Annotated in this window: 5 protein-coding genes; 3 read left to right on the forward strand and 2 right to left on the reverse strand. The window is 43.9% G+C overall.

The window, feature by feature from the left end:
* Positions 1-285 precede the first annotated feature (285 nt).
* Complete coding sequence (locus Q0688_RS02830; RefSeq protein WP_299072967.1) at positions 286-1,107, reverse strand: replication initiation protein; 822 nt, start codon at positions 1,105-1,107, stop codon at positions 286-288.
* 787 nt (positions 1,108-1,894) lie between these two features.
* Here Q0688_RS02830 and Q0688_RS02835 point away from each other — a divergent pair.
* Together Q0688_RS02835 and Q0688_RS02840 are read left to right on the forward strand one after the other, a co-directional pair.
* Positions 1,895-2,176, forward strand: coding sequence for a hypothetical protein (locus Q0688_RS02835; protein ID WP_299072970.1), 282 nt, complete (start codon positions 1,895-1,897; stop codon positions 2,174-2,176).
* 61 nt (positions 2,177-2,237) lie between these two features.
* Positions 2,238-2,540: a hypothetical protein gene (locus Q0688_RS02840; protein WP_299072972.1), complete on the forward strand. Its 303-nt coding sequence runs from the start codon at positions 2,238-2,240 to the stop codon at positions 2,538-2,540.
* A 144-nt stretch (positions 2,541-2,684) separates the two neighbouring features.
* Here the strand turns inward: Q0688_RS02840 and Q0688_RS02845 are convergent, their stop codons facing one another.
* On the reverse strand, positions 2,685-2,930 hold the full coding sequence (locus Q0688_RS02845) for a hypothetical protein (RefSeq protein ID WP_299072975.1): 246 nt from the start codon (positions 2,928-2,930) through the stop codon (positions 2,685-2,687).
* A gap of 600 nt (positions 2,931-3,530) precedes the next feature.
* Here Q0688_RS02845 and Q0688_RS02850 point away from each other — a divergent pair.
* The gene (locus Q0688_RS02850; protein ID WP_299072978.1) at positions 3,531-7,973 is read left to right on the forward strand and encodes an isopeptide-forming domain-containing fimbrial protein; all 4,443 of its coding nucleotides are present in this window, start codon (positions 3,531-3,533) and stop codon (positions 7,971-7,973) included.
* The last annotated feature ends 86 nt before the right edge of the window (positions 7,974-8,059 follow it).

The following is an 8,059-nucleotide window of genomic DNA, read 5'->3' on the forward strand; positions in this document are numbered from 1 at the left end:
TTTTGGGAATTGCCTTGTGCAAGGTTATTGACAGGCGCAGTTGTGCTGTATAGTGCGTTTTGCATTTTCTCGACTCCTAAATAGTCGTTTAAGTGAAGTCCTGGCTTAGGTGGTGGTACACCTGGTCAGAACGGGTAGGGCGTGGCCTGATGGCTGCGCCTGATCTTACTTAACTCTCCGCCTCCTACGGCTCAATGTTTAATAAAATTACTATCGAAACGCATACCACAACGCCTAGTAAAACAGCGCTATCTAAACGTTTTTTTATAGAATTGATTATCTTTATCATAGTGACAATTGCTGCTGTTCGTTGTCTGCAAAAGTGACGTTATAAGATGTGATTTTCCGGCCTGTTTTCTTCGGTGAAAACCGCACGTTTATATCGGTTTTATGCAGAAGTTCGTTTTCTGCGACATCTAATATCACTTGCTTAAATCTACCTTGATTGTATGAGTCCGGAACGCCCAACATCCTACGAAATTCATCCACTTCAACATCAAACCAGCCACAAAAAACCCCACCTGTATCAGATTTAGGTTGCGCCCAACTAACTAGGACCTCATAGAGTCGCCATGTGTAGGAGCTACTAAAATCAACGGTTTTACTTAAGGGGTACGAGTTGAATTTTTTACGCATACCGATTAGGTGAGGTACTATTGAAGGATTAAGTGTGCAAGTGATATGCCCTTGGTTTTCGTGGTACTTCGCCTGAGTCATTAGGGTGGTTTTTACGGTATAAGGTGGCTCAGTGGTTACTATTACCCTGCTTAACAACCCGTCTGCTGCTTTCATTAAGTCTCTATAAGCGTTCTTCAAATCCACTTTATATGCGTTAGCGTAGTCAGTCGCTAACAACTTGATATCCTGCAATTCGTTATCATTTCGCTGCGGGTGTAAACGGCTAATCAATGACTCCATGACCCGTTTCTCAGCAAGCGAGAACCTATAATAAGCACGAGATAGGGCATTTGATCGAGTAACAGCGTTATTAGTCAGATCTCGATTGTCGGCCAAATCCTTGTTGATATTCGGGGCGCTTTTCTTCGCATTTTTAGCCGCAATAGTCCTTTTCATTTTGGCTATTTGCGCATCCAATGATGTCGCCATTCAGTCACAACCCGCATCTAAAAGTTAAAAAACAATACTAGTTTAACAATATTCAAAAAGCAAACAATCGCGGATGTTTAATTTTATTTTTTGTTAAACTTTTTTTTTTTTAACTTTTAACCATCAAAAGTTGCTTTTAACACCATCAAAAGTTGCTTTTTAACCATCAAAAGTTGCTTTTTAAACACGTAACAATATGATTTAAATAAGGTTATCGCGCTTAGAAACAAGTAGAAACATAGAAACATAGAAAAAGATGTTGATAACTAACTATAGAGAACCAGTTTTTGTGCTTCGTGAGCCAGTCAGCACAGTAGCACCTACGGGCTAATACCAACCAGTCCAGCCGACAATCACAAACAAAGTCAAAAACAGAAGTAGTGTAGGGCTTGCAGCCCTCTCAACCTACGTTTGATTCACCTTACTAGATTGCAGGGCATCAGAAGCGGTTTAAAACCCTTGCTTAGTCTGTGGCATGTATCGCCATACATCGAGACCCTAAAGTGCCGTAAAGGCCATTCTGGAAGGTTTCAGCATTGATTAGAGTTAAAAGCGGGTTAACAGGAGGGTGGCTGTTCATTGCCTGGCGTCTTACTGACTTGGAGCTAATGAGCTTTACACAGTCATCAATACGCAACCTGGCTTAATAGGGGTGATTTAAGCAGCAAATTGAGCAGGGTCAGACAATAACTAAAAATCGCAAAGCAATTCAACAATGAGTACTTGCTAAAAGACTAATATCCATCTAGTTTCCGCCACCGACACCTAAATTCAGGCTTATGTGATTATGAAAATCGTTTCCAGCCAATACCCCGCCTATGCGGCGAGGCTGAGCCAGAATCAACTCACGTGCTTTGTAAACGGCCATCCCGTGGCGGTTATTGCGGTTAGAAATGAGACTGAAGCACAAGCCATCGTTGACCATTGGTCTATTAAAGGCGGCTGGGTGCAGGACTCACAACGGTTCTATGACATCCATTTACGCTACCCACAAATCAAGATGGATGAACTCTACTACTCCGAAGACCGAAAAACGATCTGTCATCAAGGCAAGATTATTAGGCTGTGATCTGCCTTTCCATGTCTTTTTAAAGCAAATATTTATATTCAAAATTATCAGAGTTTAAACCGTGAACGTTACTTCCGAAGTCAATGACCAGTACACCGCTAAAGCTGTGTATACCAATGTAGAATTCTTTTATCAGGGCGAGAAAATTGGCTCGGCCAAGTTACAAGACGGGGCTCCAGAAGCAAGAAAACTGCTGCGCTACCTCGCCATTATTGAAAAGCCGTTCTACGAAGTCCTCGCTTACTACCGGCTGTCTCAGCAGCTACTGGGGGCTGACATTCTGGAAATGAGTTTATCGGAAGACGGTAAATACATTCTCCATGCGGGGAAAGTGATTGGGAAACTCAGTGAGCACCTGGGCTGAAAACGGAACTAACCCTGATCGGGCAGAAAATAAGAGCCCTTGCGTCCTTACGATGGTAAGACCCGAACAGGGGCTATGCTTTTTACGCGGGGCGCATTCGCTTACATCGTCGACGTAACTGAAATATGAGCGATAAATAAGGTATTATTTTGCACATTTTATCGTTCTCTTAAAATCTTTATGGATATTTACTTCGTCGAAAAAAAGGCACAGCCAGATGGTACTCACGATATTCACACGCTTAACTGCGATTGCTTGCCTACGGGCGACCATCGAATATTCTTGGGCAAGTTTACGACGTGCCAAGAAGCCATTACTGAAGCCCGTCAACATTTCGGGCAAGTGAACGGCTGTTTCTTTTGCACTGTCGAGTGCTACAGCTTTAAGCATGAAACACTAGCACCCATAATTATTTGGTAATGCTCCGCGTCCTGAATAACTTGATTCTAAGGCGCTCTAGTGTGCCACCAATACCAGCAGAACGTTTTGCTCAAAGAAAAGCCATCGCGTCCCTGCGATGGCTTAGTAGTGCTTGAGATCAGACTCGGGGGGAGACTGGTTTTTCTCGACACTCTCGTAGACACCTCGGCAAAGTGCTACGTTTTTTCACACCGCCCTTGGGGGCTAGAAGTGCGGTGTTTTAAGTAGAGACGTGGATTGCGAGTCGCAGTCTCTCGGGGTTATTTTTATTGACCATAGCATAGGTAAATAGGAATTTCATTCAGCTAGCGTTCAGATTGAAGGTGAATATATTGATGCTTACCGATAAATTTAAGACATAAACTTTAAATAACCACTCGTCATCTAAATCAAACCACTCACTCAGATTTCAGCTTACCTATTTTGCTATTCCCCCAGCTTGTCAAATGGTAAATATAAAGCATGTGTTAAGGTTAGTTATAGTTATAGTGAACTACTGTGCGACCCAATATCAGCAGGCTACGGTACTACAGGGCTTCCTGAAAAATTAGACACTAGGGGATGCATATAATGGCTAATAAAAATAACGTAACAACACTTCTATTAAAATTATTTATTGGCTGTATCGCTATAGTCAGCTATGCGGCAGAGGCGGTACCCGAACCAACCGTGTCAGTAACGGGTGTTCCAGTCGAACAATTTGTAGGGGAACAGTTCTGCTTTACCGCAACATTTACCACGACAGGGGATACTGGTTATGGCCCCTATTTTCAGCTATTCCTCAAACCTGACTTTGATCTTGCTTCGGCAACACTCTTTGGTTCCGCTGCATCGACCACACTAGTTGGTACGCTACCATCAACCACCACTGATCCCATCTCAGGCTATCCTGTCAGTGGTGAGTCAGGTGCCCGTTATTACAATATACAACTACCTGTTGGATCAGTAACTAATGGCAGCGCACCGCTCAATACCTCTATTTGTATTGATCTCGACTCAACAGCCACTCCTAATGTACTACAAAACAATGCTATTCAGGTTACCCCAGTATTTGAGTTTGGGGACTCGGCAACCGGCACCACTGCAATTACAGGCACAACAGCCAGTGAAGCAGTCACTCCCACAGTGATCACCTATACAGAAAATGACCTTACCGATGAGGCAGAAACACCACCAGGGCCAGCGTTTCAATATGACATTGAGTTAGTTGGTGATATAGCATCAGAGGTCACCGTGGCGCCAATTACTTTCCCTCAAGTGAAGTTAACCAATAATCGACAGTTTGTGGGCCCCATTGAAAACGTGGGCGGGGCCTCCTGTGTGGCTACCGTGACCAACAGTGATGGGCAAGTCCAGTCAGGTTCACTCCCATTTACACCAACCCACATGACGACTCCCGGTGGTTTTGTCGATGTAAGCTGTAATAATGGAACAGGCACAATCGGCAGCACACGGGATGTGGTTATCACTATACCGGTCTATCCTGTAGACCATTTAGACGCGCAGTCGTGCTCAATTGAAAATACTGTTGATAGAAATACGGGCAAACACGTTGTTCTTAGAAAGTCAGCCAATAAAGGAACAATAATACCTGGTGAGCTTATTACTTATAGCCTGAGCTTTGCTGTCAGTGAGTACATCAATGCAGATAATATTACCATTACAGATGTGATGCCTGATGGCTTAACTTATGTCGGTGTGCAATCCATGACGGTTGAAGGGACAACGTATAACATTACACCGGTGGTCTCAAACGATACTCCAAGCGGCGGAAAAACAACCGTTAACTACGATCTAACTGCGGCTTACGGCACGACATTCGCAGCAACAACAACGGGTGTCATTACTTACACTGCTACAGTTGATCAACATTACAACAACACTCAACCGCTGCGATCAAGAGATGCCCTCGTCAATAACGCAGTCCTGAATTATGATGTCGAAAGTGGTGCGACTAACTGTTCTGATGACTCGAATGCAACACTGGTGGTAGCCCCATTAGCGATAAGTAAAACTATAATAAATCCATCACCTGAGTACCAACCTGGCCAATCGATTAGTTTCCGTTTACGTCTAGACATTCCATCAGGAGATAGCAGAAACATTGTTTTCAGTGATTTCTTACCCCTACCAGCCTTAAAGGCCTCAGGCATTGACACCACTTTAAACCTAGCTATAAATACCGATATCAGCCACGGCCCTAATGACACCATGGGGCTTACTCCTATCTCTATTACTACTAGCAGCACAACGAATGGCATAGTCATTGAATGGCCTGATGTGGATAGCGAGGACCCTGAGGTCATTGAAGTTGATATCGGTGCCATGATCATTAGTACTGACCCTTTTCAAGATGATTTATTTTTAACCAATATATTTGAGCAATCTGCTAGCAATACAACAGGCACTACAAATAATCTTTATGATGCTGTAAGTTTTACCTTGCGTGCACCTGTCTTAAGTATTGATAAAAATGTATCTCCAAGTTCACAAGTAGACGCTGGCGATACTGTCAACTATACGATTGATGTGACAAATGATGGTGGAGCCAATGCATACGACACCAAAATTCGGGACGTGCTGCCTAATAGCGTTTCAAACTGTACGATTAGCAACAAGCCTGTGGGTAGTGGTGATTTATTTACAAGCTCTGGGTACCTCCTAAGCGCGCCCATTGCACCGGGATCTACGGTATCCTTTGCATTTTCTTGTCAGGTGGATTACTCAATTCAAGTTAGTACTACACACCGTAATACTGCATATGTTAGTTGGGCCTCTGCAGTGGATGCTCCAGCATTTCCAGAGGTTAGTGACTTTGCTGTTTTCTCAACCGCACCATCAGCTCCAATAAAGCGCATTATTAGTACTGACAAAACACATACCAGTGAGGCCGGAGCGGGTACCAATGCTAGCCCTCGCCTTGTCTCTATTGGCGAAACCATTCGATACCAACTTGTCGTTACATTACCTGAGGGTACCTCAAACTCTACCTACCTTCTTGACCAAGTACCCACAGGCTTACAATACCTACCCGGTACAGCTAATGTTGCACTAATTTCTAATGACGGTATTACCTCATCGTTTACCTGCTCTTCAGGAAACACCTTAAATTATACAGGGAATATTCTTGTTACTCCCACTTGTGGAATTAATGCGACGGGCAGTAGTTTTTCATCAGGCACAGACGTAGGCTTTCTTTTGGGTAACCTAGTTAATAATGATAATGACCCTGACAGTGAATACATCGTTTTAGAATTTGATGCCTTAGTGATTGATAATCTCATCAACCAGCAAGCCAGAAAAGCCTACAATCGATTCAGGGTTCGTTTAAACGGTGCCTACTCAAATCATTCTAGTGCAGCTTATCACCAGATTGCTGAGCCACGCCTCACTCTCACACCTACCATCACCACAACAGATCTCAACACGATCAACATGGAAATGCTTGTTAGTAATGTTGGAAATGCAACTGCTTTTCAAGCAGCAGGAGATGATAACACCCAATGGACCATCACCTTACAAGATGGCTTGAAAAACATTAACAATATTACTGTTACGACAACAGGAAATGTTTACGAAAATAATACTACAACCCCAATTACTGCCGCTGACTTTGCTGTATCAGGCTTGAATAACGAAACTCTAACGTTGTTAAAACCATTACAACTTGATCCTGGAGCTGACATTACGTTTAGTTTCGATGTTAGTGTTGTTCCAGGAGTTACACCGGGCAACACACTAGCAAATACAGTTATAGAATATGCTTCTCAGAGTACTGGCGGACTGGCAAACCACGTCCGAACAGGTGTCAGCCTCAGTACAGGCACTGGTAACTCGCCTATTAACAATAGAGACAACCTAGATGACTACCGTACAGAGGCATCACTGAATGTTTACCACATCAGCGGTAAAGTCTATCATGACACTGACAGCAACAGTGCTTATACCGCAGGGGAGAAAGGCATCTCAGATGTTACTGTTGTTCTTTATCACACAAATAGTAATACCTGCCGCAGTGTAAAGACGAATGGCTCAGGTGACTACGCTTTCTTCCCGGTCTCTACGGGTAACTACCAGATCATCGAAAGTGCGCGGCAAACAGTGCCTACTCCATCACAATGCCCACCAGTAGAGAAAGACCCCGCTGGATATAGCTCAACTAGTAACAATACTATTACCGTATCAGTGGTTAATCAAAGTCACCAAAACCAAGACTTTGGTGACATCAGTGGCCCCACATTTTCACCCAACCATACCGGTACGGTGCTACCTGGTAATGTAATTTTCTATGCTCACGAATTCACGACTCCCGAGAGCGGTTCGGTGCGATTTACTGCAACAGAAAGTGGACAAGCCTCTCCAAGTTGGTCATTCATCACTTACAGAGACTATAACTGTGACGGCGTACTTAACGGCACCGACTCTGATGCTCAGGTGGGTGGAATGAATCTTGGTATTAACGCAGGCGAGCAACTGTGTATTATTAATAAAGTATTTGCAGGCTCCAATGTTTCTGTTCAAGACCGCCATCTGTTATCCACAACGGCATCATTCACTTATACCGGAGGCATTACTGAATCCTTAGTAATCAATGATGTGACGACTGCCAGCGGCAATGTATCACCCACTCAACCTGCTTCATCAACTACGCCAGTAACACCAGCAGTAGGTGCATCCAGATTAGTCTTGAACAAAACAGTTAAAAACTTAACTCAATCGGGCGGGGTGGAAACAACTAAAAACGAAGCTAATCCGGGCGATTTTCTGGAGTACCGTATTTCTTATCGCAACGCAGGCACAGGCCCAATTACAGATCTTCAGATAAATGATAACGTGCCCGACTACTCAGCATTTGTGCTTGACAGCGCACGCTGTGATGTCACTCCATCTAACATGACGTGTACGCCTGTAGTGGGACCAGATACTGGTATCAGATGGGACTTCACTGATGCTCCACTCCTTGGTGGAGAAGGTGGCTCTGTTAGTTTTCAAGTGATGGTAGATCCGCAGTAATCTATTTAGGGTACACCCTAGTTAGAGGCCCTGCCCTTGTCCGAAGCAAGTCTAAATAGGGTTGCTTTTGCGATTTTTAGAGGGTT

Source organism: uncultured Paraglaciecola sp. (assembly GCF_937123705.1).
Classification (GTDB): domain Bacteria; phylum Pseudomonadota; class Gammaproteobacteria; order Enterobacterales; family Alteromonadaceae; genus Paraglaciecola.

Excerpts from the sequence above, each read along its gene's own strand:
- Q0688_RS02845 (WP_299072975.1), bottom strand. The coding sequence starts at position 2,930 with ATGCTTAAAGCTGTAGCACTCGACAGTGCAAAAGAAACAGCCGTTCAC.
- Q0688_RS02850 (WP_299072978.1), top strand. The coding sequence starts at position 3,531 with ATGGCTAATAAAAATAACGTAACAACACTTCTATTAAAATTATTTATT.
- Q0688_RS02835 (WP_299072970.1), top strand. The coding sequence starts at position 1,895 with ATGAAAATCGTTTCCAGCCAATACCCCGCCTATGCGGCGAGGCTGAGC.
- Q0688_RS02830 (WP_299072967.1), bottom strand. The coding sequence starts at position 1,107 with ATGGCGACATCATTGGATGCGCAAATAGCCAAAATGAAAAGGACTATT.